This is a genomic window from Bacillus salitolerans (assembly GCF_042680805.1).
Taxonomy (GTDB): domain Bacteria; phylum Bacillota; class Bacilli; order Bacillales; family SA4; genus Bacillus_CJ; species Bacillus_CJ salitolerans.
Window position 1 is genome coordinate 366,292 of sequence record NZ_JBHUEM010000020.1, and the last position, 24,507, is coordinate 390,798.

Annotated in this window: 20 protein-coding genes; 4 read left to right on the forward strand and 16 right to left on the reverse strand. The window is 34.7% G+C overall.

Annotated elements, in window-relative coordinates:
- Positions 1–4: 4 nt before the first annotated feature.
- The 7 genes from ACFSCX_RS13470 to ACFSCX_RS13500 all read right to left on the reverse strand — a co-directional run bounded on the left by ACFSCX_RS13470 (position 5) and on the right by ACFSCX_RS13500 (position 7,821).
- Positions 5–1,246 carry an MFS transporter gene (locus tag ACFSCX_RS13470; RefSeq protein ID WP_377928767.1) on the reverse strand — a complete coding sequence of 414 codons (1,242 nt, stop codon included), beginning with the start codon at positions 1,244–1,246 and terminating at the stop codon, positions 5–7.
- 160 nt (positions 1,247–1,406) lie between these two features.
- Positions 1,407–1,622: a hypothetical protein gene (locus ACFSCX_RS13475; protein WP_377928768.1), complete on the reverse strand. Its 216-nt coding sequence runs from the start codon at positions 1,620–1,622 to the stop codon at positions 1,407–1,409.
- A 95-nt stretch (positions 1,623–1,717) separates the two neighbouring features.
- A complete protein-coding gene (locus ACFSCX_RS13480) occupies positions 1,718–2,635 on the reverse strand; it encodes a CBASS cGAMP-activated phospholipase (RefSeq protein ID WP_377928769.1) in 918 nt (305 codons plus the stop codon).
- A gap of 93 nt (positions 2,636–2,728) precedes the next feature.
- Positions 2,729–3,283: a TVP38/TMEM64 family protein gene (locus ACFSCX_RS13485; RefSeq protein ID WP_377928770.1), complete on the reverse strand. Its 555-nt coding sequence runs from the start codon at positions 3,281–3,283 to the stop codon at positions 2,729–2,731.
- 66 nt (positions 3,284–3,349) lie between these two features.
- A complete protein-coding gene (gene dacB, locus ACFSCX_RS13490; protein WP_377928771.1) occupies positions 3,350–4,828 on the reverse strand; it encodes a D-alanyl-D-alanine carboxypeptidase/D-alanyl-D-alanine endopeptidase in 1,479 nt (492 codons plus the stop codon).
- A 15-nt stretch (positions 4,829–4,843) separates the two neighbouring features.
- Entirely contained in the window at positions 4,844–7,369 is a 2,526-nt protein-coding gene (locus ACFSCX_RS13495) for a DEAD/DEAH box helicase (RefSeq protein WP_377928772.1), read from the reverse strand.
- Positions 7,370–7,626: 257 nt separating this feature from the next.
- A complete protein-coding gene (locus tag ACFSCX_RS13500; RefSeq protein ID WP_377928773.1) occupies positions 7,627–7,821 on the reverse strand; it encodes a hypothetical protein in 195 nt (64 codons plus the stop codon).
- A 231-nt stretch (positions 7,822–8,052) separates the two neighbouring features.
- Here ACFSCX_RS13500 and ACFSCX_RS13505 point away from each other — a divergent pair, with 231 nt between their 5' ends.
- The 3 genes from ACFSCX_RS13505 to ACFSCX_RS13515 all read left to right on the forward strand — a co-directional run bounded on the left by ACFSCX_RS13505 (position 8,053) and on the right by ACFSCX_RS13515 (position 9,620).
- Positions 8,053–8,490 carry a DUF1284 domain-containing protein gene (locus ACFSCX_RS13505; RefSeq protein ID WP_377928774.1) on the forward strand — a complete coding sequence of 146 codons (438 nt, stop codon included), beginning with the start codon at positions 8,053–8,055 and terminating at the stop codon, positions 8,488–8,490.
- 190 nt (positions 8,491–8,680) lie between these two features.
- Positions 8,681–9,175, forward strand: a complete 495-nt coding sequence (locus ACFSCX_RS13510; protein WP_377928775.1) for an undecaprenyl-diphosphatase — start codon at positions 8,681–8,683, stop codon at positions 9,173–9,175.
- A 115-nt stretch (positions 9,176–9,290) separates the two neighbouring features.
- The gene (locus ACFSCX_RS13515) at positions 9,291–9,620 is read left to right on the forward strand and encodes a hypothetical protein (protein WP_377928776.1); all 330 of its coding nucleotides are present in this window, start codon (positions 9,291–9,293) and stop codon (positions 9,618–9,620) included.
- A gap of 89 nt (positions 9,621–9,709) precedes the next feature.
- Here the strand turns inward: ACFSCX_RS13515 and ACFSCX_RS13520 are convergent, their stop codons facing one another.
- The 7 genes from ACFSCX_RS13520 to ACFSCX_RS13550 all read right to left on the reverse strand — a co-directional run bounded on the left by ACFSCX_RS13520 (position 9,710) and on the right by ACFSCX_RS13550 (position 18,550).
- A complete protein-coding gene (locus tag ACFSCX_RS13520; RefSeq protein WP_377928777.1) occupies positions 9,710–10,435 on the reverse strand; it encodes a DUF2071 domain-containing protein in 726 nt (241 codons plus the stop codon).
- A 192-nt stretch (positions 10,436–10,627) separates the two neighbouring features.
- Positions 10,628–11,188, reverse strand: coding sequence for a GNAT family N-acetyltransferase (locus tag ACFSCX_RS13525; protein WP_377928778.1), 561 nt, complete (start codon positions 11,186–11,188; stop codon positions 10,628–10,630).
- A gap of 137 nt (positions 11,189–11,325) precedes the next feature.
- A complete protein-coding gene (locus ACFSCX_RS13530) occupies positions 11,326–11,883 on the reverse strand; it encodes a histidine phosphatase family protein (RefSeq protein ID WP_377928779.1) in 558 nt (185 codons plus the stop codon).
- Positions 11,884–12,039: 156 nt separating this feature from the next.
- Positions 12,040–15,132, reverse strand: a complete 3,093-nt coding sequence (locus ACFSCX_RS13535) for an AAA family ATPase (RefSeq protein ID WP_377928780.1) — start codon at positions 15,130–15,132, stop codon at positions 12,040–12,042.
- Positions 15,132–16,289 (reverse strand): exonuclease SbcCD subunit D, encoded by a 1,158-nt coding sequence (locus ACFSCX_RS13540; RefSeq protein WP_377928781.1) that lies wholly within the window; start codon positions 16,287–16,289, stop codon positions 15,132–15,134. The genes ACFSCX_RS13535 and ACFSCX_RS13540 overlap by 1 nt, the downstream gene beginning before the upstream one ends.
- A 656-nt stretch (positions 16,290–16,945) precedes the next feature.
- Entirely contained in the window at positions 16,946–17,566 is a 621-nt protein-coding gene (locus tag ACFSCX_RS13545; RefSeq protein WP_377928782.1) for an alpha/beta hydrolase, read from the reverse strand.
- A gap of 12 nt (positions 17,567–17,578) precedes the next feature.
- Positions 17,579–18,550: a ring-cleaving dioxygenase gene (locus ACFSCX_RS13550; protein WP_377928802.1), complete on the reverse strand. Its 972-nt coding sequence runs from the start codon at positions 18,548–18,550 to the stop codon at positions 17,579–17,581.
- 168 nt (positions 18,551–18,718) lie between these two features.
- Here ACFSCX_RS13550 and ACFSCX_RS13555 point away from each other — a divergent pair, with 168 nt between their 5' ends.
- Entirely contained in the window at positions 18,719–19,657 is a 939-nt protein-coding gene (locus ACFSCX_RS13555; protein WP_377928783.1) for an exonuclease domain-containing protein, read from the forward strand.
- A gap of 23 nt (positions 19,658–19,680) precedes the next feature.
- On the opposite strand, the gene ACFSCX_RS13560 is transcribed toward ACFSCX_RS13555, so the two are convergent.
- Both ACFSCX_RS13560 and spoIIP read right to left on the reverse strand, forming a co-directional pair.
- On the reverse strand, positions 19,681–21,930 hold the full coding sequence (locus tag ACFSCX_RS13560) for a DEAD/DEAH box helicase (RefSeq protein ID WP_377928784.1): 2,250 nt from the start codon (positions 21,928–21,930) through the stop codon (positions 19,681–19,683).
- Between the two features lie 609 nt (positions 21,931–22,539).
- Entirely contained in the window at positions 22,540–23,709 is a 1,170-nt protein-coding gene (gene spoIIP / locus ACFSCX_RS13565; protein WP_377928785.1) for a stage II sporulation protein P, read from the reverse strand.
- Between the last annotated feature and the right edge of the window lie 798 nt (positions 23,710–24,507).

Below are 24,507 nucleotides of genomic sequence, written 5' to 3' on the forward strand. Positions count from 1 at the left end.
GTATTCAAAGTCCAACTTCCTTCTGCTTGGTTGTACTGTTATCTGGGAGGACAGAGTATACCGTTTGACGGAACTGAATGTCTTTTGAAAAAAAGTAACTAATGAAAATTAATAGAGAAACCGGTACTACTAAACTTGCATAAGCATACTGTATCCCTAAATGTTCTGCAATAATCCCAAGAATTGGTGCACTGACTACTACAGATGTTTGATTGACAGTTTGCCGAGTAGCTGCCATTCTGCCATAGAAAGCCGGTTCTGTGGCTACTTGTTGTATGGATTGCATTAGCACTCTCAGCAATGTAGTCCCTAGCCCAATAAAGAAGACAGAAACGAAAGCAAAATAAATACTTTGAGTAATCCACAATCCAAGCAACCCAAGTGCAGTAATTACAAGAGCATATAAGGGTACCAAAGCCTTACTCCTATATAAAAATGTTGTTGCAACAATTCCAGCAAGTATAGCACCAACAGATGCAGCGCTTTCTAATATACCGTATACAGTCGAACTCCCATTTAAATGCGAACTTGTATATACTGAAAGCATACCAGTTGTATTATGAACAACTAACTGACCAACAAGCATGATCGATAACAATATATACATAAGAGGGTTTCTATGAATATAAGTAAAACTATCAATTAAATCTTGAAAAATAGATGTTGGCTTCGACAAAGATTTTGATGTTAAAACTGGAGTATACGAAAGGATTGAAATGCACAATAATGTGATGATGAAAGATAGGCACACTAAAGCAACGGCAATGGTATTATTAAATATGGCCACACTGAATCCACCAACACTTGTACCTACTAATCCCGCAATCGCCGTTACAGAACCTACATGGCTAAATATTCGTGGAATATCAGCATTTTCGTATATTTCCGTAATAAATGCCTGCTGAGCTGTTCGAAACAGTGAAGAAAAAGTTTGAACACACATATGGACGGTTATAATCATCCAAGGCTCAACGATGTTCAAATACATGGGAATTAATAAGAAAAATATCGATACTAAAATAATACTTGTTGATAAAGTGGTGAGTTTTTTTCTGTTTGCACGATCGACCCATATTCCAAAAACTAAGTTCAAGAACACCCCAGGTAAAAAACCAAGACCTACCATTAAACCCGTATAAGCTGCATCTGAGGTTAATTCATATAACACCCATGCCACAATAACTAAGTACATTGTACTCCCAAATGAAGAGAAAAACGCTGCAATGAATAATTTTATATCTTTCATAATACACCTCTATTAATAGATGAATATTAGAATCTTTGTAAAAACTATTATATGTTGACATTTCTTATTAGTAAATTCAAAGTTTATTATTAAACAAAATAAGGTATTCTTATCAATTAATAAAGGCAAAGTAGATTCAACTACTTTGCCTTACTGCTTCTTACCAAGGAAACATTCTTTTTCTTCTATCAACATCCTCAATACCTAAAACATCATCAAAGTTATTTCGTTTAGTATCCTCTACTCCTGCTAAATCTGTGAATAATCTGTCTTTTCGATGACGTCTTCTGTCATTTGCTTCAATGACGATGACTTCCTCTGCGTGAATAATTACACGCTCGGCATTAATCACTGGTCTTCTTCTTGAGTTAGACATTTCTTTCACTCCTTTCCATTGGTATACTATACCCTATGTTTAATTGTGGAATTTGATTGGACAAGTGCAGGAAGACATCCTACCATTTTTATAAATTAACTATCTAATTCTAAAAACCTAATCAACTTCTTCTTATTGTGACGATATGCCTGCCTCCCCAGTTCAATCAATTCATCTATCGAGTCAAGCTCATCGAACGGTATCTCATCATGTAACTGTTCATTTAGTCTAATGTAGTTCTCACCTAATAGTAATTGACAGTGGTAGGAAACAGATTCAGAGGATAAATGTAACGCCAAGTCTAGCAACTTAGGTGTTACCTTCATAGATGGTATTTGAAATGGAAGCCAGTTTCTAATTCCCCAATCCTTTTTCTTTTCCATTGGGAAATCAATTTTTTGCTGACCTGTTCCTAGTGATACAATCTTTATATCAGACATTGGCACCTTAAAATGGTGTATTGCTTCAGTAACACATACTAATGATGGGTTGTTCGCCCAAAGTCCACCATCTATTGATAAATATTGGTTATGAATATTGTTTGGTGGAAAATATATGGGTGCTGAGCAAGAAGACAAAACAGCATCCCATAGTTGCACGCGAAAATGTTCTGACTCAGGATGACCGTAATTTGACCGGTGTACATAAGGCTTACCATGACTCAGATCAACAGCAGGGATTAAGAGAGGTTTATAAATATCAGAAAGCTGAGTATTACCAAACGCTCGTTGAAGAAACTTCCTCAAAAAACGATCGCTATATACACTTTTGAAAAGACCTATTTTTGCTTGATGAACGAATATTTTCTTCCCATACTTCTTATAGCTATCAAGCACATCCTTCATATTGTGTTGAACGATAACTGACGTTGCAATAATGGAACCAGTACTTGTCCCTGCAACCAAATCAAATAGTTCATGTATAGGATGACCATAATCCTCTTCCAATGCATGCAACAGAGAGATGGCAAAAACTCCTCTTATACCTCCTCCATCGATACATAACACTTTCATTCAATCACCACTTCTTTTTCAATCTCTAGTTGTAAAGCTTACATCCATTCTCGACAAAATGTAGTCCATTTACGCTTTTTCGAACGAGATAATTCATTTAGAGATATTTCTATACTTGGTAAACAACAAGCCAATCAAGATGATAATCCCAATACTTAACAGAAACATATTGCCTTGCTTTCCTAAAGATATTATTTGGTAGGATGCGCTTGCTTCAATAAATAATGCTGGAATCTTACCTATTAAAGTTGAACTAATAAATATAGGAAGGGATATTTTCCCAAGTGCAGCATAGATGTTTACTAAACCTGAAGGGATAAATGGTAATAATCGGAGAGAAAGTAATAACCAAAATGCATGGAATCCAGAAACTGCTACTAATTTTTTTAAGTATTTGGATTCTCTTCCTTCAAAATTAAACGTGACCAGTCCCCGTCTGTATAGTAAGAATGAAAGGATGGCTCCTAAAGTTTCCCCAATAAATGATAGGAGTGTTCCTTGCCAAAAACCGAATACCAATATATTTGCGCTTGTCACAAAGAAACTTGGAATAAAGGCTGCAAAACTTACTACAATATTGATCATAATACTAATGACCCAAGCGATATGGGGGTAATTCAATAATAGTTGTACTAAAGTGTCTTTCAAAATGTAACCTCACCCAATTTAATTCTTTCATGTTGAACGTACTACTAGCTATTATAGAAGGAATGATTATTGATTAGCTAGTATCGTCACAATTTTATCTTCGATTTTCTTTCCTTCAGATTCATCCAGTAAACTATTTATTATTATTGAAAAGATCAAGGTTTGACCACTTTTTGTTATTACATATCCAGATAAAGAGCTTACAGTAGTTAATGTTCCTGTTTTGGCGGAGACAGCTGAATTTTCTGGTAATAAATGCAATCTATTACTAAGCGTGCCAGCTAAAAGTCTTTCACCTGATCCTGACAAAGGCAAAGAACGATAAAAGTCAGGAAACCAATCTTCTTTTTGAATCGTGTATAAAAGATTCGAAATCTCATTTGCGGGTATATGATTTACATGTGAAAGTCCTGAACCATCCCTTAACACAAGATTATCGGTTTTAACCCCTAACAAGTCTAATTGACCTCTTACTACCTCAAGTCCTTTCTCCCAGCTTCCTTCTTTTTGATGAATTCTTCCCATTTCCTTTACAAGCATCTCTCCATGCCCGTTATTACTTAATTTCATAAAAGAAATAAGAAGCTCTGACAAGGGGATCGAAGAATGTGATAAAATAACTCTGGCAGACTGTGACGTCACGCCTACTTTTTCATTTCCAAGAACACGTATACCATGCTTCATGAGTGATTCCTTAAATAAACGTACGACATATTGGGTGGGCTCCCATACTCCAATCCATTCTCTTTGTAAGGAACTCCTAATAGGTATTGCTCCTTCAATGAAAATTGTATTTGTACCATGTCCTCGGGAAATGGCTACTGTCTTTTTCTGATCAACGTCTACTGTTTTAGCTCTATTATGAATCGTCACATAACTAGTCTCTGGTGTTATAGATATAATCGGAGGATCTCCAATCATTTTTCCTGGCCTTACTTCTACTATGACTGTTCCTGCATCATAATCATTACTTGGTGAACAGGTTAGTGCAGACACTGCAGCTCCATAATAGGTTGATTCATCACTCCATGGTAAATCAATGGAATAGCGAACATCATCATACCACGTATCATCTCCAACTATATCTCCACGGATCACCTTAACACCAGAGTTTTTGATTGATTTCACTAACTGGTCTATATCAGATGTTTGAAGGGTCGGATCACCATAGCCTTTAATGAATAGATTCCCATTCAACGTACCATTCCTAATCAATCCATCAGTAAGAATTTCCGTTTTAAACTGATATGTCTTACCTAATATAGACAATGCTGTTGCCGCAGTAAACAGCTTTAAATTCGATGCAGGTCTTAATCGTAGGTCTCCATTGTGCTCGAAAAGGATCTCACCAGTATTTGCAGAACGAACACTGATACCAGTAATACCACCTTTTAACGCTGGTTCCATAGATAAAAGGTCACTTATCTCTTTTTTTAAGCTACTAGAATATGCGGTTAAGGAAACAAAATCGGATTTAAGAAATAAGCCTGAAATCATAAAAATAATGATGAGTATTTTAGCTAGTAACTTTAATTTAATTGTCAATCACCCTTTCATTACCTATCTTCTTCTATACCTTTTCTTGTCATTCTTGTAGTTAGATTCATGACAAGCATCACAAATCTGAAATTTAAAATGTGTTGATAAAGATTTACCACACTTACGACAGGTCCTTTTTATTACTGTTACATTTGATTTTAAAGTTTCATGAATGTCATCACTAATCTCTTCTCGTACCCTTTCCCAATACAATGTTTCTGTTCGTTGATCAAGACGATACAGGAAAAGTAAATGCAATCCAACTGCTTTATAGGATAGCTCTAACTCTTCAAGCCCACTGTTTTTTATAATCGGTTCTGGTAATTCTCTTCCTTCGATAATGGCAAACATATTCTCTCTCCATTGTTTTGCCAAAGCCGGCTCTTTTGATGAAAATGGGAGATGTAAAAATCCATAGAGATCCATCACTGAAAGTTTCATTTCAATTTCTGTATCCCTTATAAGTTCGAATAATTCGCGCTCTTCTACAAGAGTTGCTTTTTTAGTGCCAGAGGGACTTTCAAATTTATCCCATAATGCAAAGAAATCCCCTAGGCTGCGAGAATATTTTTGAAAACGTTCTAAAACAGAATTAGTGGGAGCAATTGCAAAAACTTCTAAAGATTCATCCATTTCGTTTAGTAAACGAGACATATTTTTACAACCATGAAAGAAAGCGACCTTACCTACATTATAGATTCCCTTTCTACCTGCTCTCCCTGCTATCTGCTTGACTTCCTGTGAGGTAAGTCTTCTTCTTCTCGTTCCATCAAACTTTTCATTCTCTAGGAATACGATTCTACGAATGGGTAAATTCAGCCCCATACCTATTGCGTCAGTAGCCACAATGACATTGGTTTCCCCGTCTATAAACATTTGCATTTGTTTTTTTCGGGTTTCAGGTGGCATACTTCCATAAATCATACTCACTCTATGCCTAGATTGCTTCAGCATTGAAGCTGTTTCTAATACACGCTTTCTAGAAAAGCATACAAGTGCATCACCTTTAGTTGTGTGTTTCAATCTAAATTCGTTTGATTCTACTTCTAAAGGAATTTCTCTTGTGTATTCATGAATGATGACCTTTGAGTTTCCAAGCAATTGTAAAACCATTGATTTCATGTTGAAGCTTCCAACAATATGAACTTCTTTGGCATTCGCATTTGTAATGGCTTTATACCATGAAAATCCTCTGTCTTTATCTGCGATCATTTGCGCTTCATCAATGACAACAACATCATAGAATTCCTTTTCATGAAACATTTCAACTGTACTTGAAATATGCCTTGCTCCTTCTGTAAGCTTTTCTTCTTCTCCGGTTTTTAGGGAGCACCGGACACCATCAGCGTTCAGTTTGTCAAACACTTCTAGAGCAAGCAATCTAAGTGGTGCAAGATATAACCCACTATCAGCTTCCTTCATTCGTTGCAAAGCTTGATACGTCTTTCCTGTATTGGTTTCTCCCACATGAAGAACATAGTGGATATTCCGACCAATTTTTGGACGATATTCCTGCCCAAATATATCCTCCAGCATCCTTGCCTCTTTTTCTTTCCTCTGTTCGATTTCGGCCAATATTTCCGCTTGCTTCTGTTCTCTAAATACAAGATCTCTTTCAAAAATCTCTTGATGTTCTTCTAAATCGAATGGTGTTTTGGCAAGTTCAATTAATTCTGTTACGTATTCTTCATGGATGTTTTCAAGCATATCTATTCCAATTCGATAAAGGTGTTCAACTGAACACTCTTTTATTGCTGCTTCATCTAGCGACTGGTTAAAGAGGTTTTCAACATCCTGTTGGAGTCCACGCGGAATCATATTTATTAGCCATCCAGGTCCAAAATCAAGTATATGGCCAACTAAGAGTGCTTCATATTTTTCATCGTACTCTTCGTATTCCTCATACTTCCGAAATCTCTGGTGTTGATTATATGTACTGTCAGTGAGTTCATTTAAACAAGTTAGAACAGTTGTATAAGGAGATTCCTGGATATAGCCATTTTTCTCTATATCATGTAGAAGTTCTACTGCTATAAAATATCGAACACGTAAGTATAACTCAACATAATGGCTTTTTAATATTTTTTTGATTGAATTACTTACTTTTCTTTTCAGCCTATTTCGTCTATCTTGTTCCTGTTTTTCCTCCATCATTTTCACGTAATGATTACGTGCTTCTAAATAATTTCTTTCCCATTTTTCTTCTTGGTCAACAAACACTTCATCGAGCCATTTTAACACGTCAAAAGGAGGATAACTTCTCATTTCATACTTGAAAATTTGATTGAGCTGCTTACGACTCACATCCATGACATCATAGCCAATCTCTTCTAGATAAGCTAATTTTTCACTTTTTGTAGCATGACTTGTGGATATATTTAGCCATGCATTTAACCAAATTTGAGTTACGTAAGGACTTCGTTCTCTTACATATTGTTCATAGGAAGGCATTACGTCTTTATCCTCTAAATAGTGCTTAATATCATCAAACACTCTAGTTTTAGTTTCTTCAAACGCCTTTGAATAAAGTACTTTTAATTCACTCATTAATTACTCCTTATAACACACAATGATGTGATTATATTTTTTATCAATACTGATTAATTCATGTAATGTATTCAATGTTATTTTCAAGACAATAAATTATACATGGAAATTTTCTTTATTAAAAACAATTATTCCAGCCAAGCATAATAGCTTATTAGGCTTAGTAATATTAATGTAAAAAAGCCTATTTGAACAATTGCATTCCTCGAGAAAAAGAATAGTAAACGAGGGTAGCATATATTCAAATAGGCTTCTTCTTAATATCTTTTTGTTGTGTTTTTTTGCTTTTGCATAATTTCGTAGGACTTTTCAATAATATCTGTCAAAACATCACCTTTATATACTCTTCCAATCTTCGTATGTTCCTGATAATATTCCACTATCTCATCAAGCTTTTTGTAAGTATCGTCAGTAACTCTGACATTTAATTGCATTCGAGCTTCCTTTGACATCTCATTCATCCCCCAGTACCACGTAAACTTATTATTATATTAGCACATTGCTAGCAGTTTGATAACTTTTGATATCATAATTTTCGAATCAGTTTTTTTAAAGGTAGGAAAAATTTTAGTATTATGACAGATTTTTACTAGTCTGTCATACATCATGGAAAAAAACTTATACGAATGACGAAATTTATTTGTTATACTTTATGATATATTGAGACGGTTAGGAGTGTTTTTATGAAAGGAAGATTGTTAAGAGGTCACCATCTTCTTTGTGTTCATGGTTTTCGTGGTATGGGTTATAGCCCTGATTTTGTAAGAAAAATGGGAGATATAGTTGAAGAAATTAAAGATGAAGAGTATGACTTCCCGATTAAGGTAGTAATTGGTTTGGACGAAACATGTTCAGTATGCCCACATAAAGGAGAAGATTTTTGTAATAAAGACGAAGATTCACAGGCCCATGTCATTCAATTAGATACTAGGGTGACGAATCACTTAGGTTTGGAACATGGGAAGAGCTATTCGAAAAATGAGATTGTCTCTTTAGTTGGAAAAGAAGTACAACCAAGCGATCTAGATTATTTGTGTGAAGGCTGTTCATGGCTTAGTTACGGTGTTTGCAAAGAAGGAATATCCCAGTTAAATATACAATATAGAAGAAGCCAAAGTTAAGAGCAAGCAGGACTTAGGCTTTTTTACTTATTTTTCCCCAAATCCTGATTGATGTCATATTTCCACTTTTCCCAGTTCCTCTTAGTTTCAAAAATTACTACCTCAATTTTATACAATAGCACTAAATCCAAACATGAGTCATTAGCTATTCGGGAATAGTATAACCATATTCGAAAAAGGAGCTCGTGATATGAACAAACGTATTTTTTGGTGCTTAAACAGATTTTCAGGGAGAATGAGTTCGATTGATTACTTAATGGTCCTTTTATCAAATTATAGTAGATATTTTTATGTGATTGTCATATTATTTCTTTGGATAAGAGGCAGTAATTCGAAAGAAACATCAAAAAATTCAATGGTATCAGTCGCCGTAGCTTGGGTACTAAACTTTATTATCGGTAAAACTTACTACAAACCTCGCCCATTTATATTTCATAAAGTTGGCTTGTTATCACATTCTAAAAGAACTTCTACCTTCCCGAGTAAACATACCATTCTTGTCTTTGCTGTTTCAACATCCATTTATTTACGAAACCGTATTCTAGGTAGATGGATGACATGTTTTTCCGCATTAGTTGGTTTCTCACGAATCTGGGTTGGTGCACATTATCCATTAGACATTTTAGGTAGTGCGTTACTTGGAAGTATTGTAAGTATGATGGTAAACATTCAGAATAAAAGATGAACACTCATACGTTCTATTTTTCCCTATAAGTTTCCATTATAAATTTTTACGATAAGCGCACTATAAAGAAGAAGAAGGTTCTTTGAATCATATTTGTTTTCTGGAGGGGATTTAGATGAATGTAATGAATATGCTAATGTCTGTACTTATGAATAATAGGAATGCAACAAACATCTTTAGAATGTTTACGAAAAGAAAGAGAAATAATTCAGTTTGGACATATATTAGCCTTATTGGACTTGGTGCAGCAGCACTTGGATTATTCTCTAGAAGGAACAATCAGAACATGATGGAATCTGTTCAAAATGTAATGGAACGTTTCCAAGGTCAAGCTAAGAACATTTTTGAACCGAAAATGAATTTTGCCAATGTGGAACTTGGAGAAGAACTTCCAACTATGGACGAACTTCAAAATAATCAAAATCAAAATAATTTAAACCCTTAGGAATAGTAAACGACAGGAGCTATAATGGTCCTGTCGTTATAGGTGTTACTTCTTTAACAAGTATCATCAACTGTTTTGTAATTGAAATGTTAATTTGAAATATCATTAAGACTTTTCCACTTATGATGAACATTTCTCATAATAACTACCGAATCAAATTGTAGAGATTCACTAGGTATTTTTAATCTATTTTGTAAGTATGTTACTTTCAATTTTTCTACTTTAAATGGACTCATATTCCAATCATCAGTTTGTAAACAAAGCCCTTGATAACAACCTTCTATTTGGGTTGGCGAATATCCATCAGAACCACTTTTAAAAAAGTCTGAAATCTCATTAATAGAAGTAAAAACACTCATTTGATCCATTTCCTCTGACTGAGATCCACTTATATATATTTCTACTTCTTTATCTTGTGAAGCCAAAGAAAATTCTACTCTTTCATTTAATTCACTAACCTTTATGTTTGCGTAGTTATGGATGCCTGGAAAAAACCTTCCCCCTACGACCGTATTTATCTTTGAATTAGTATCTCTTCTAAATATATATACTCCTTCTTTTATAGTATCCTCTTCTACCCACTCCACTGCCATTCGGTGTGCTGCATTTTCACTAGAAATCCCGAACGGTATAGATGACATAAGAGATGGCCGTACCTTTTCTAATCGAATTAAACAAACCCCAATGATTGCTTTTCCTTTTATGAGTTTTGGACTGAATGGTTTAGGGAGTAAATTCACGGCTATTTTTGGATCCAATTGATAATTTATTAATAATCTTCTTTTAATTATCCCATTCATCGTTTTGAATTGCATAAAAAGATACCTCCCCACATAGGATTGGAAGATTGGTCTAATATCACTAGTCAATATACACAGATTGACAAATCTGTAGATTTCCAATTGACCGGTAAATGGAATTGGTTCAACTGGTGCTTCACTTCTTCATTAACTGTTAAACTCATTCTATTTTCTTATTTGAGCATATTTATTTTTAGTTGCTGAACATCACTTGGAAGTTTTCATTTCCCATTCTTCAGCTAAAAGTCCATAAATGATATGATCTACATAGTGGTCATATAGCCACTCTGCTTGTCTCACTTTACCTTCTTCTGTAAATCCAAATCGCTCAGGAAGTGCTCTGCTTTTTTTGTTTTCAACTGCGACACTAACTTCAATCCTATTTAATTCCAGTTCTTTAAAACCATATTCAATTACAGTTTTAAATGCTTTTGACATTATTCCTTTCCCTTGGAACTTTTCACCTAACCAATAACCAATAGCTCCAATTTTGTTAGTCTTATTTAATTCATTAAATCCAATTGTACCAGCAATTTCGCCTCTATAAATAATAGCAAATGACTTTGGATATCCCCCGTTCTCTACTAATCCTTTAAGTCTGGATTTAATGTTTTCAGCAGAATCTTCTACACTTTCTATATAATCTAGCCAACCAAGCCATTCTTTCAAATAGGATTTGGAACTAATTGTTAATTGATAAAATTCCTCTGCATCATCTTCATTAAACAATCTTAACGATACTTCTTCATCTATTTTATGTATAAACAAATCTTTTCTCCTCCTTGTTTTTAACCACCTTTTTTGTTAGTTAAAAATTACATTACGCTCTTTCACCAACCTACAGTTAGTAAAAAACAACTGCTCTTATTAACCATTCGGACCTGATCGTTGAAGAATGAATGATATTAGAGTTTCTCCCACAATCTATTTACACTTATTAGCTCATCATCTTCAAAAGTTAATTTATATATATCTGGCATTTCGAGATTTTTCCAAAACGAAAAATCATATCGTTTATCAAAGAAATTCATAATAAGAACCATGATATTGCCATGTGTACCGATAACAACGTTTTTATCTTTGTACTTTTCTAATACATTATAAGTGGCTTCTACACCCCTTTTTTGAGCGATAAAATTGGATTCTCCACCTTCCCATGAAAAGTTATAGTCCTCCCATACTTTTGTTATTGCAAGAGTAAAATCCTCTGCCGGCTCTGTGGTTAAGGTTCGCTCTTTAAAACCATCTATAATTTCAACTTTTTTACCTATGCAATCAGCTATCCCTTCGACAGTTTGTACTGCTCGTTTATATGGGCTTGAAACAACAATATCAATTTTTTCAGTTGTTAATAATTCAGTTACCTTTGTTGCATCAGCAAAACCTCTAGCAGATAAAGGTCTACTTAATTCATCGGGCGTATAAGTAGAATGTGCATGTCTTACAAAATATAAATTAATCAATTTAATATCTCAACTCCTCCATAAAACAAATAAGGTTAATTTAACACTATTAGTTAAATTAACCTTTCTATTAAATCTAGTAGTTATAGTTCGACAAAAACTTTCATTAATCCTTCCTGTTATGACTGATATTATTTTATCACTAAACTTAGAATGTTAACTGATAACAAATTTTGTAGTACTGTATCCTTCTTTTGTCTTCGTTACTTCTAGTATAGCTGGAATAGCTTGCTTAAGCTCTGCCACATGGGAGATAACACCGATCATTCGTCCGGATTGCTGCAAATCAATTAATGTATCGATTGCTTTGTTTAATGATTCTTCATCTAAAGACCCAAATCCTTCATCAATAAACATCGTCTCAATAGAGATTCCACCTTCATACGCTTGAATGACATCTGCCATACCAAGCGCTAAGCAAAGGGAGGCATTGAATTTCTCTCCACCAGACAAAGACTTTACATCACGAAATTGTCCTGTATAATGATCAAGTACGTCAAGTCCTAGTCCACTTTGTTTCCCACGTTTTTCCAATCGATCGCTACGAATGAGAAAATACTGCCCATTTGAAAGCTGTTTTAGCCGTTCATTGGCAGCTTGAACAATTTGTTCAAGGAATTCAATTTGAAGGTAGCGCTCGAAGCTAATTTTTTTCGGATTTTCTCCTCGCACAGCATCATACAGGTCTTTTACTAACTGGACTTTTTGTTCATGCTCATGAAGCTGATTATCGGTAGTAGCAATGTTTTCCTTGTATTCCTTTGATCGAGTAATGTAGTTATTTATTTCCTGACTGGTTGCACGAAGTTGATCTAATTCACCTTCAAGTGTTTGGAGCACAGACTGCATCTCATCTAAATCAGAACGTTTCCTCGCTTTTAACTCTTCCTCTAGCTCAAGTATTTGAACATGTACTGTTTTAACGTCAGACTTATACTCTTCGATGGAGCTTTTTAATACATCCATTTCTAATGTAGTCATCTTCGACTGTTTATAGGAATCTTCCGTTGCAAAGCCTGCCTTCTTAATAGAAGCTTCATAATCTTGCTTGGCTTTTTCATATTTACTGTCTGAATCCGTCACTTGTATCGTAGCGTTCTCAACATTCGCCTTTGCTGTAGCAAGACGTTCATTTGATGTTTGAAAATCTGTTTGTGCCTTCTTCCAGTCACTGTCTAATTGATGCTTTTTATGGCGTAGTTGTTCTATACTTGTTTGAAGAGCTTGTAGGGAACGTAACTCATCAGGAATTTTGTGTATACTTTGATCAAACAACGACTGTTCTGTTTGAAGGGTTGCCTTAGTGTTTGAAAGTAATGTGTTTTGATCCGTTAGTTCTTTTATTAATATTTCAATTTGCTTTTCAATTTCTTGATACTTATTCTTTAGCTGATCTAATGCAAGTTGCTCCTTTTTATACTGTTGAATCTCCTTATCTAGAGATACTCCTTGTTCAACAATGTGATCATACTGCTTCTTTGCCTGAATGGGGTCAAATCCAACATCTACCACTGTTTGTTTCAGTTCTTCTATTTGCTCATGTGTATTGGTATATTTTGCTTTTGAAATGTTATATGCTTGTTCAGCCAGTTTCTTTTCTTTACGTTTTTCTTCTAACTCCTCTTTTGTTGGTGTTCTATTAGACAAAACAGCCTTTTTTGGATGTTCAACACTTCCACAAACAGGGCAAGGTTGTCCATTATGAAGATGGGTTGCTAAAATACTTGCCTGTCCTTCTATCCAACTAGCTTCGAGGAGGTCGAATTCACTCTCTACCCTCATCAAAACTTTTTGATCGCTTTGTGCCCGTTCATTTTCTACCTGTAATAAATGGAGTTTTTTCAAATACTCCTTTAATACCTGGGCTTTATTACGTAGAGATGAAATCAACTCTGTTTTTTCGGGTAATGTACGAACATTCTCTTCTAATCCTTTTATTTGCTCATTAAGCATTGTTTTTTTCGACTGCTTGTCTTGTAACAAAGCATCCAGTTTGTTCGCTTCAAGAGACATTTTCTGTATGGTATTTGTTAACGTTTCGATTTGCTTCCTCTTCTGTTCAAGCTCTCTAACAGTGGGAAGATACTCGGTTAACCTCTCAAGTTCCACAACTGTATTTTCTCGAATCGATTCTTTTTGTTGTTCTTCTCTATATGCCGTTTGAGCAACAATTTGTACTTTCTCTGCTAACACATAATTGTTCCTTGCTGTTGTTAATTCAGATTGCTTCTTGAGACTATCATCTTTCAATTGGATAAAGTGTTTTTCCAGTACCTCTAAGTGACTAGCTTTTTCAGCTAGTTCGTATTTCCTTTCCTTTTCTTCAAACTCTTTTGCTCTCACATCTAAAGCTTCTTTTCGTTTGTGTTTTTCATCTAGCTGATTGAATCTTTCATTGATTGATTTAGCTTCATGAAACTGAATCGAAAAATTCTGAAAGGTAGTTATCTTTTCTTGCAATTTACGTGAATGATCATTTAATCGTTGGTTGTAGTAAGAAAGTTCTAGATCTAACGCTTGTAACACTTGATGTGTATTATAAAAATCCTGTGAGAATACACGGAACAACTCTGACTCCTCTCGTATTGGTATAGTTGATTTCAACCCTTCAATGTAAATATCTCTGACTTTTAGTTGTTCGTCATATAGCTTTTGTACATCTTTACGCTGTTGGTTCAATTGTTCACCAACATTTTTATAAAATCCTGTCTTAAAAATCCGCCTTAAAATCTCTTCTTTATTTTCTGTTTCTGATGTAAGGAGTTTTCGAAATTCTCCTTGAGGAAGCATTACAATTTGGCTAAACTGCTCCTTTGTTAGCCCAATTATTTCTTGAATTTTTTCGTTAATTTGTGAAACGATGAAACGATCAGTAAGAGGGATCTCTTCTCCATGTATCAATTCATACAACTCATACCGATCTCCTGTCGCACTTTTATTACCTTCTTTTATATGTGCGAGCTGCCTAAAAACCTTATAGACTTTACTCTTTAATTCAAATACAAGTTCAACAGATGTATGTAAATCATCATCTGCAAAGTCACTTCTTAACATACGAACGTCATTACGGTCTTCGCCACTTGCATCACCATATAGTGCAAAGCAAATGGCATCAAAAATAGTTGTTTTACCTGCCCCAGTATTGCCGGAAATAACGAACAACTTGTGTTCACTTAACTCTGTAAAATTAACAGTTTCTTGATCCTTATATGGACCAAAGGCTGTCATAGTTACCTTTAGTGGTTTCATTAGCGCTCACCTTCAATCTCTAGTATTTTTTGAAGGGTTTTTTCGAATAATTGTTCCGTTTCCCTTGTTGCATCCAATCCTTTAACTTCCTTATAGAATGCTTTAAATAAAGATAGGTCATCTAGTTTCATTCGATTCATTCCATGCGACTCTGAATCAGTTAATGTGGGTGCCTTCACTCCGGTTCTTTCTACATGCATTGCATTTGGATAAACAGAACGAATCCGCTCCATCGGACTTAATATGGGAGACTCATCTAACAATCTGACAAACACATAATCTTCGCAATGTGAATGCCTTTCAATCTCAGCAATGTAACCTTCAACGATATATAAATCACGCCTAGGAGTTAATAACCGCTTTTCCACTGTTACTTCTCCTTCACCATTTAATTCAACGACTAGATACCCTTTTTTATGATTTGCCTCTGAGGATGAATATTTGAGAGGAGAGCCTGAATAACGAATCGTTTCAATACCTGAGTGATGTGCTTGATGGAGATGACCTAATGCCACATAGTGAAAATCCTTTAAATGGCTATCATTCACATGTTCGGCTCCTCCAATAGATAAAGGACGCTCTGAATCACTTGTATTCTCCTTTTCCTCACCGTTGTGTGTGATGAATGCATGTCCAACCAAAACATGTCTGGCCTTTTCATCTTTGATGTCATCAATTTTATCAATAATTTTCTTCATCGCATCATCATGGGATTTTATCGTGTCATCCAGAAAAACGTGGCGTACCTTTCCAGGTTCCGTATATGGTACTAAGTGAAAATGTACTTCCCCAAACTCGTCATTTAGAATCACTGGCTCAAATGGATGTGAAAACTCACCTACTATATGAAAGCCCACTGACTTCATAATCTTGCTGCCGAAGTTTAACCGACTTGGACTGTCATGATTACCTGCAATTGCAAGGACAGGAGTTTTCAAATCAATCACAATTGTTTCTAATGTTTGGTTTAGCAATTGAACAGCATCTGTTGGTGGTACAGCACGGTCATATAAATCGCCTGCGATAATAACTGCATCGGGTTTTTCTAGTTTTATAGCTTCTAAAAATTGATCTAAAATATAGGCCTGATCTTCTGTCATATATACACCTTGAACAAGCTTACCTAAATGCCAATCAGCCGTGTGGAAAAATTTCATTGAACTCTTCCTTTCTTCGTTAATCTTAACTTAGAATTGATCTATGTAACTATAATTTTCTAAGTATATTATACCCTTTTTTCTGTTTAATGCGTTGATCAGAAAATCTTGGATAATATATTCGATTAGAGAAAATGATAAATCTACGTTAGTGAATTTGAACATTCATTGTTCAAGCTCGTTCTTTTTCCAATATTTGTTTAAAAGTAGAAATATGGTAAAAAATCGTTGGGTTGGATTATGTGGTTTTTTGCTTCAATATTCAATAAATATGATAGAATCTACCCCATTTTCTGTTGGATTATAAAAAATTGATCGAATCGTAGCATCATGCCAAATTTCTATTTGTTGTTGTGCGATGTTTGGGCTTTCAAACTAGAATTTTGGGGCGCTATTCGCTTTCTAGCTTCGTTTTCTCTTCTTGCTGCACCAAAAGCTAAGGGCTCCCCGTTTAGCCTAAGGCAGAGCAAATAACCTGTCATGAAAAAGGGTGGTTTTCCCTTTTATTCATGACAGGCTATTTGACCTCGAGTGGCAGGGTACAGGAGCTAGATTCCAAGTCACTAGCCCATTCTCTTGCTGAAAACTTTTATACTTTCTTAAGAATATAAAAAAATCTGCCATATGGCAGATTTCCTCTATTTCACTATGTCGTATTATGTTTCTTTCAAGCCGAATTGCTGACTAAACCACTCTTTCGCCTTTACGACTTCCTCTTTTGTTAATTGATGTCCACCTTTTGTCCAGTATTCGGTAACATCTGAATTTGCTCGTCGTAATGTTTCTATAAGCTCCTTTGTTTCTGGTGCTGGAATTAATGGGTCATTCTCGCCCGCACCAATAAATACTGATGTAGCATGTAAATCAGGAAGTGTGACATCGCGTAATGGCACCATTGCATGAAAGAGGATGGCAGCATGAAAAGCATCCTGATAATGGTATAATAAACTGGCCGCAATGTTTGCCCCGTTTGAATAGCCTATGGCTACAAGATTATGACGGTTAAACTCATATTTTTGAGCTGCATCATCTAAAAAACGATGTAATTCTTTTGTTCGATATTTTAAATCCTCTTCATCAAATACACCTTCAGCTAACCTTTTAAAAAATCGAGGCATTCCATTTTCTAGTACATTTCCCCTTACACCTAGAACAGATGCTTCAGGAGCTATCATTTCGGCGAGTGGTAATAAGTCGCGCTCATTCCCTCCTGTACCATGTAATAGTACGAGCGTAGGTGAAGCTTCATTACTACCTTTTATAAAAATATGTTCCATTCAGATTCCCTCCTACTCTTTTGTTTCAAGAGGCTTTAGCCTGGATTCAATTGCTTCACGTTGATTTTCAAAATAAGGAGGCAATGATAACTTTTCACCTAATGTCTCAAACGGTTCATCTCCTTCAAATCCTGGTCCATCTGTAGCTAGTTCAATCAAGATTCCATTCGCTTCTCTAAAATACAGTGACTTAAAATAGTAGCGCTCCACAAAACCAGAGTTAGGGACTCGTATATCTTTTAAGACATCAACCCATTTGAGCAGCTCTTCCTGATTCTCGACACGGAAAGCGACATGATGAACACTACCACGGCCCTGTCTCTCTACAGGTAAGTCATTTCGTTCTAATACATGAACCTCCGCACCTGTTCCTCCTTCCCCTGTTTCAAAAACTTGAACAGAATACCCATCGAGTGTATAACTATCTTTTTGTCTAAATCCTAATAGGTTAGTTAAAACATTAGCAGTCGCTTCTAGCCTTGCAACAGTGAACATTACAGGTCCTAAGCCGACAATAGCATGCTCCTTTGGGATTGGGCTTTTCTCCCAAGGCTTCCCACTTGCAACACCAACATTATTTTCATCAGATACTAAAATAAGACGTTGTCCCTCAAAATCTTTGAATGATAAAGTAGCTCGACCACTTTCATAAGAAATATCATTATGCTCTATTTCATGATCAACAAATCTATGCTTCCAATATTCTAATGAAGCGTCTTTTGGTACACGAAGAGAGGTAGCAGAAATACTATTTGTCCCTAGACGAGTTTGACCAGCATTTGGAAATTCAAAAAATGTCAAATCTGTACCTGGATTCCCTCTTTCGTCCGCATAAAATAAATGGTATACAGATGTGTCATCTTGGTTAACTGTTTTCTTCACAAGTCTTAGACCTAGTATCTTTGTATAAAAATCATAATTTTTTTTTGCATTACCAGTAATCGCAGAAACGTGATGCTGTCCTTTTAATGGTTTTAAATTCATCATCTAACTTCCCTTCTTTTTTCTTTAGTATGTTAATTATGACATAAAAAATATCTCAATTTCAAGATATTTTACTTAAAAGTATTTTACACCATTGGAATGTATTGCCCCTTCCTCTATTCCGAATTCTCGTATATAATATCCTGTTAGAGGAAGGAGGAGGAAACGTTGGCTGATGTAAAACAATTTATCTTTTTTGACTTTGAGATGCTGTGTTCTGACCAAGGTATGTCATATACTGAAATGGAAGCCATTCGGTTAGGCGCTGTAAAATTCAATCTGCAAACAGAAGAAATATCTTTTTTTGACAAATATATTAAACCCGAGAATACAAAACCTTTATCAAAGTTTTGTAAAAAGCTAACGGGAATAAGTGATGAAGATCTGTCGGAAGCAGAGATGTTTCCGGTTGTATTTGAGGAATTTTTAACATGGATTGGCGGTATAAAAAAATCAAGATTTTTTTCTTGGTCAGCAAGTGACTTAAATCGGTTAAAGATAGATGCAGTAAGACATGTTATTCCTCCTGTTACAATCGCCAAAATAGAAGCTCGCTATACAGATTTTCAAGCCATTTTTACAAAAAGAGTTTCGAAAACACATCAATCTGTAGAAAATGCACTTAAGCTCTACAACCTTTCATTCGTAGGAGATGCTCATAATCCTATGTATGATGCCTATAATACACTTCGGATCTATTTGAACTTCCTTAATAATCCATTACAATCAGACATGATTATGATTCATCAATTCATTCAAGAAGAAATCCCATATAGCGTCGAACAATTAAATAAATCGATTAGCAAAAGAATTCTTGATGATATTAGAGGGTTATCCTCACAATTACATGATATTTATCTTATGAAAGATGCATTAAAAATGGTGAAGAACGTTAAAAGACTAACAGATAAATATGAGAATATTATCATCAATCGTTCAGGTGTTTTTTCTGATCAGAATATTTTCTTATCCAAGCAAATTGTGGAGTTTTATCAAAATTTACTATTTTCCTATGAAGAACATTTTAATCACTGTTCAAATATTATGATTTTAGATGATCACTTAGTTCAGCCATTTCAACATGTTGTATATAGGAAGGAAGCTTAACCAAGAAGACCGATTTAGCATAATTAGTCGGCTTCTTTTTTAGATATTTGTAAGATTAGCTGTTCACATATTGGTTTTGACTGTAATCTACACGCAACAAAAGGCGGTTGTAATCTATTAGTAGATACAAGTGGAATACCTAACCATAAAAACTGATGATCGATTATAACAAAGGGAAACGATATTTCAATCGGGACCCAAATATCAGGCTGTATTTGATGAGGATACTTACCTGAAATGATGGTTAATTTTACGTTTTCTTGCCGGTTCAATAATACGTCGATCCATTCCATAGGAAGGATAGCATCTGTTAAAGAAACAATAATATTCTTTCGAGAACGTTTCATATCATTAAAAGCAAATTCTGTTTTTTTCGCATGAATCCACTTTAATCGTTGGTGTTGATTTTTAATCCATTTTCCGATATCAGTTCTAGTCACAACTAGATTATTTGACAGTTGATAATCCACTAGTTGGCGTATTGTTCTATTTCTACTTACCTTGTTTAGAAAAAAATCTGTATCACATATATGAATAAACTTTCCTTTTGTTCTAGTAATGGCTACATTTATAAGCCTTTCACTATCTTTCCCTGTTAAGAGCATACCAGGGCGCTGCTCAGGGTATCCATCAACCGTGTCAAAAATAACAACCTCTTTTTCACTTCCTTGAAACTTATGAACAGTGGCTGCAGTAATATCAGCTATTTGACGTTCGTTTGAATACAGCTCCTCTAACAGTAATTCCATTAATAACGCTTGAGCTCTATAGGGAGTAACATATCCAATAGACCTGATTCCACTAACAAATGACTCATGGATGAGTTGAAAGGATAATAACAAATGCCATAAATTAATTCTTGATTTTGTGGTAGTCTCAATCATGCAATGTTCACAAGAGAAACTTGAGTTCAGCAAGATTGAAGCATGATGTTGAAATGGATCTTTAGCTGTAATCCCTTCTCTCTTTTGTTTTACATGAGCATCATCCTCTACTAAATTATGGTATATGTATTGATTTGTAAAAGCAGATATTTCTGGATGCATTCTGCGTTGTTGCCTTAAAAGGAAAAGGTGAGGATGTAATGTTCCAGTATCGACCAGATCAGCAACACCTGATTTATGAAAAATATCTTGCCTTAACCATTCCTCCACTAAACTACCTCGGGATGATGCAATGGGAGGTAACTGTTTAAAATCGCCACATATAATAACACGCTTACCTAAGGAAGTAGCAAATGCCGCTTGTGGAACATAGGCCATACTTGCCTCATCAACGATTACAAGATCATACTCTCTTTCATAAATGGTGCTATCAGTTGCCGCTTTGGCTAACGTTGTTCCGATGATATAAGCTTCTTTTACATACTGTATTTCTTTTAAACGGATTTTTTCTACTATCCTTGTGATTTTCTCCTCAAGGTCAATTAGTCTCTTTGAATCTCGTTTACTAAATGAGCGAATTAAATCTTGCTTGACCCCATTTCTTTCTGAGAGCAAATCATCCTTTTCCTTTATCAAGGATGGATTATGGTTGGAAATTAACTGAATTGTAGTAAGCCCCTCATAATGATCTAGCCACTTGGTCGTATGAGAGCCATATCTGATAACCTCTCCTTCCTGAAAACGGTTCTTTCGTTTTAAAAATGTATATATTTCACTAATCAGAACATCGACTGCTTGGTTACTTTGTGATAGTAATAGAATTCGTTTTTGCTTACTGTAATGGTTTGCAGCAACTCTAGCTAGAGTATAAGTCTTTCCGGTACCAGGTGGTCCCCATACAAATGTAACGGGATTATAGGTAGATCGTAATAGTAGTTCGTGAACAGTATTTTTTATCCGCTCAACTGGATGTTTAGCTGGCATCTGTGGATTCATTAGTTTCTTAATACGTGCACGTTTCTTCCTACTATTCCGTATTTCTTCTAAGCGGTCACTAAGCTCCTCTAATAACTCCCATGGGTCATAGAGTAAAAAAGCTTCTTTTACTAAATCCCCAATTGATTGTTCTAAGACTACAACAATATTTCTTCCTTCTGAAGATAATATTCTTCCTTCATATTTTGCGCTACCCCATTCAAGTTTAATGATGGAACCGATTGGAATGGGAATTGTTATAAATGATTCAAAATAGTATGTATAACCTGTTTCAGTTGAAAATAATTGACCATGAATTAATCGATACTTTTTACTACCGTATTCTCTTAAAAATTGGATTTCCATCGCTATAGCTTTTTTCCAAACAGATATGTACGTATATGTCGATCTCAATTTAATCTTCCTTTACCCTATATTAAAAAGACATTGAAAACTAATCATAAAGGGGTGGTTAATTTGGGGGATTCTTAATTTCTTCCTTAAATAGATGTATACAACTAATGATAAAACCAGTAATAAAAATAGATAAAGTAATAATACTGATGCCAACAAAAATATAGAATAATACAGTTAATATAAAATTTATAATTAATAAGTAGTGATAAGTCTTTAATTGCATGTAACCTCCTATCTTAAAGGAAAGAAGGACCAAAATCAAGGTACTTCTCTCTTAGTGTTCCTTGAAGGGATATCACCAACCTTTTGACATAAAACCCACGCAGGAAACCAACCTATCTTCGATTCACAACATGTACCTTACTCTTTGTTTATTGCCAAACAAAGTGCAGAGTATTGCAAAGAAAAATCGCAATTTTACAGGAAGAGACGGGTATGCTAGCCTAATTAGGAACATCCAGCCCTTGGAATTGTCGAATTTGGGGCTGAGGTAGCATGCCCGTAGAGGCCCCGTGTCAAATTGCGAAACTATGTAGATGCAATAGTCTGTATTTTTTTACTAATACACTCTTAGCGTAGTTAGATCATCTTACTTACTTTTGTAATTTATTCTAAACCGTTTTCTATACTTAAAATGTAATTACCTAAAACTTTAGCAAGGGCATCAACTGTGTTTTTTATCTCTTCCATGTTATTATCTACACCACCAATCTCTATTAATATTGAATTTTGAGAAAGATCTTGATTATAATGTCCATTACCGTCATCAAGTCCCTTTTCAAATATCCCTCTACTAATTCCAGGATAATCTAGTTCTAACTTTGAATGAATTTCTTTTGCCAACGTAAAACTTTTCTCATAGTTTTTACTTGCCATCCCGACTACAAAGTAAACCCTTGCATAAGGTTTGTTATTTATTACAGCTGTTGTTGTCTTCTTCCTTGCTGAATCTCGGTGTATATCAATTAAATATTCAATATCTTTATTGTTACTGATTGTAGTTTGGACTATTGATCTAGAAACTTCATAAGCTTTAGCAGTTTTCCAACCTTTTTTATTTAATTCATGCCCAATGTTTGTTTTGTCTACAATCGAACCAATTCCTTGTTCCTCTAATTCCTGGGCCAACATTTCACCAACCAAAGTTATATTAGTTTTAGCGTCTACAGCTTTATTTCTATCAGGGTCATTCGTAAGGCCCAGTAATGGTAAGAAAGATTCGTAGCTATGTGAATGATAAATCAGGACCCTTTTATTTTCTAAATTATTCACTAAAGGTTTCTTTGGTTTATTAGATTTTTGGAACTCATTTAACTTTTCTAATTCTTTTTGTGCAATTTCTCTTTCAAGTAATAAATCTTCAACTGGTGGGGAGGACTCAAATGGTAGATTACTATTGTCAGTTCCGACGCCAGGAATTAAAATCTTGGTATTATAAAGAGAGAGTCCTGGAATTTCAGCACCAAAAAGTGATTTAGTTTCCCAAAAATTAATTTGTAAAACGGATTTAAGTAATATCCTTTCAAAAGACAAAATGCCTTCATCCTTAGAAAAATTTTGAGAAAAATATGCGTTTTGAACTCCCATAGAACTAACTAGTAATTCTAATGGAGCTGCCTTAACATTTTGATTGATTTGTTTACCTACAAATATGTCATTTTTTATTGATGAAATAATTGAAGCCAAAACAAAGAAAGTTACTATTATTGTAATAGTCAATACTATTAAGTAAATAAAGCTGTTACCTCTGTAACTAGTTTTTTTTGAATTATTCATTGACTTACAATCACCCCTTTTGTTTCTCTAATTTATATTATTAACTCTATTAATTTATACTAATCTTAATAAAAGATTTTCAGCGAGATTTGTTTTGCTTATAAGTTAGGGGTAGCACCGTCAAAACGCATATTTTATACGTTAAGGCTAAAGAACCTGTAATATTGATACTTCCGTTATAACAAGTAACCAACAAGGATGTTTGTCACTTTTTTAGTAGATTGTTTTTGGTTATGGAATTACTCTATATTTTCCATATTTCAAAAAGTTACAAGACTTCTTCTATAAGGGGTAGCACCGTCAAAACGCAAATTTTATACGTTTAGTAGGAATGGTGATATATAAAGTATTTAAGTTCCAATAACCAAAAAGGATTTTTGTTAAATCTTTTGAAAGCTTGATTTTGGCATAGGTTTTGGTTATGAAATCAGACTATATTTTCCATAATTCAAGCAATTATCAAGGATATTTTATAAACGTTCTTTTTTGGTAATCCCTTAGCGTATAAATTTTTGTCGTTTTTTATGTCTAAATTTGCTTAGCGTATATTTTCCGCGTTTTGTCGGCAGGACCCTATATGGATTTAGTTGGATTCCATACTATTTTCTTCTTTGTCTCTTGGAGTTCTCAAATAGCTTGCTATTAAATTTTAAAAAAGCGTAGGAACAAATTGTTCCTACGCTCTCAATAAGCTATGATGCTAGTATAGTTTCATGGACACAACCTAGTTAAGTTCTTTAAAATTTGACTAGAATGATAACGAAAGGTTGTGTCCATAAATGGGGAACAAAAATACAG